Consider the following 1644-nt stretch of genomic DNA (forward strand, 5'->3'; position numbering starts at 1 on the left):
GCCTGCGCCGTGCAAGTCGGCAGGAAGCCGCCAACGTTGTGGTATCTCGGCGGCGGCATCCGAATCGGCGTTCACCAAGATTTTTCCCGGTGTTTAGCTGCTAAACACTGCGGAAATCGAGCGCTCCGATTCGGATGGCACATGGCTCCATCTCACGGAGGTCTACACACACATGAACGCTCTTCAAAGAAAGCGCGACTTCACCGGCAAGTACCAATTTTGTAGTCAGGCTGATGGCAGCCGCGCAACAAACCAACGATGGTCGAAGGCCTTAGCGAAGAGTGCCGCCGCGCACCTTCTAGTTTTTTTGGCCCTTACCATCCTTGGAACGGCTATCTGGCATGCGCACAACCACGAAGTACCAATCGTCGAAGCGTTCCGGGGCGCGTTCATGGCCGTCCTGCTGGATGCGCAACTTCTAATTGCCCTTGCATTGATGTCGACGCTCGCGGGATTGCGCGGCGGCAAGAAGGCTGTCTACGTCCGCGCATCCGAACTCTCAAAGCTGGGTACGTCGCTGATTTGAAACCTCGCATAGGGAGGGCAACGTGCATAAATTTATCGGTGGCCTAGCGGCCGGCCTTTTCATGCAAATTTACCTACTGCTCGGCATATTAGTCGTGACAGTAAGCCTTGGGGCCTTTGCCATAACCGCCTTGCACGGCCAGGAAATCTACGCCTGGGTGATGCAGCAGCCGGCGCTGGCCCCGCTCACCGGCGTAGTCGTCCAGTTGGCCAGGCTGAAGATCGACCCAACAGGTGCTAGCTCTGACGCGCTGTTCATTAACAACGGCATCCTTGGCATGTTGGCGTTCTCTTCGGCTGCTGTCTCGATATCCGTCTGCATATCCATGGTGACCAGAGGCATCGCCATGCTGACGCGGAGCATATTGGTCTGCCACAAATGGTGCCGTTCGCGCGCGACAGGAGTGCGCAAACGCGGACCTTCCTTTTCAGACAAAACACAATGAAAAAACACATGATCATCTGGGGGATCGCAATCGCGATCTTCGCCGTCGGCTACGCGCTGTACGAGCTTTACTCCTCCGCCAAAGAAGATTGCTACAAGCAGCCCTACGTAAGCAGCACGTTTTGCGCGGTCGAGCGGAAGTAGCAGAAGGGGTCAGCCAATCTTTGTCTTCGTCGGGTATGCCCCCTGATCAGAAATGGCTTGCCCGCTGAAAAATGGAGCGCATCTTGCACAACAAACAGCTCACTCACCGAAGCCAGCAGCGCACGTTGATGCTGGCGTCAGCGCTGAAAGTGGTTAAAGACTCCGCGGTGCTCGTCACGATGCTCGCGGCGGCGGGAAAACTAATCGAAGAATGGGAAACAGTTCTTTGGGCTGCGTCCGCCGGAGGCAAGTTCTGGGGCGCCATCTCAGTTGGACTGACCAGCGTAGCCGTATTTGTCTGGGCCAATTTGGTCGCCTGGGGCACGACGCCATCGAACGACGCCGATAGAGCACGCCACAACAAGACCCGCGCCGTGCTGACATTCATACGGTGTACGGCGATGATGATTCTTCTTGCCGCGAACGTGGCGATGTTCAGGATCGGCATCACGTTTGTTGGTTTGCACTGAAAACTGACCCAGCGTTTGCATCGAAAACTGACCCAGCCCTAATTTGATTGGGTCAGGGTT

Annotated in this window: 4 protein-coding genes; all 4 read left to right on the forward strand. The window is 56.2% G+C overall.

Annotated features, from left to right (window positions below; all coding sequences use genetic code 11):
* The first annotated feature begins 172 nt into the window (after positions 1 to 172).
* Complete coding sequence (locus WBR68_RS31265) at positions 173 to 526, forward strand: hypothetical protein (protein ID WP_230696258.1); 354 nt, start codon at positions 173 to 175, stop codon at positions 524 to 526.
* 22 nt (positions 527 to 548) lie between these two features.
* Positions 549 to 971 (forward strand): hypothetical protein, encoded by a 423-nt coding sequence (locus WBR68_RS31270; RefSeq protein WP_230696259.1) that lies wholly within the window; start codon positions 549 to 551, stop codon positions 969 to 971.
* Positions 968 to 1114, forward strand: a complete 147-nt coding sequence (locus tag WBR68_RS31275; protein ID WP_158266086.1) for a hypothetical protein — start codon at positions 968 to 970, stop codon at positions 1112 to 1114. The genes WBR68_RS31270 and WBR68_RS31275 overlap by 4 nt, the downstream gene beginning before the upstream one ends.
* Positions 1115 to 1197: 83 nt before the next feature.
* The gene (locus WBR68_RS31280; RefSeq protein ID WP_230696260.1) at positions 1198 to 1584 is read left to right on the forward strand and encodes a hypothetical protein; all 387 of its coding nucleotides are present in this window, start codon (positions 1198 to 1200) and stop codon (positions 1582 to 1584) included.
* The last annotated feature ends 60 nt before the right edge of the window (positions 1585 to 1644 follow it).

Origin of the sequence: Achromobacter sp. JD-1 (assembly GCF_038594925.1) — a bacterium.
GTDB classification, from domain to species: domain Bacteria; phylum Pseudomonadota; class Gammaproteobacteria; order Burkholderiales; family Burkholderiaceae_B; genus Achromobacter; species Achromobacter spanius_C.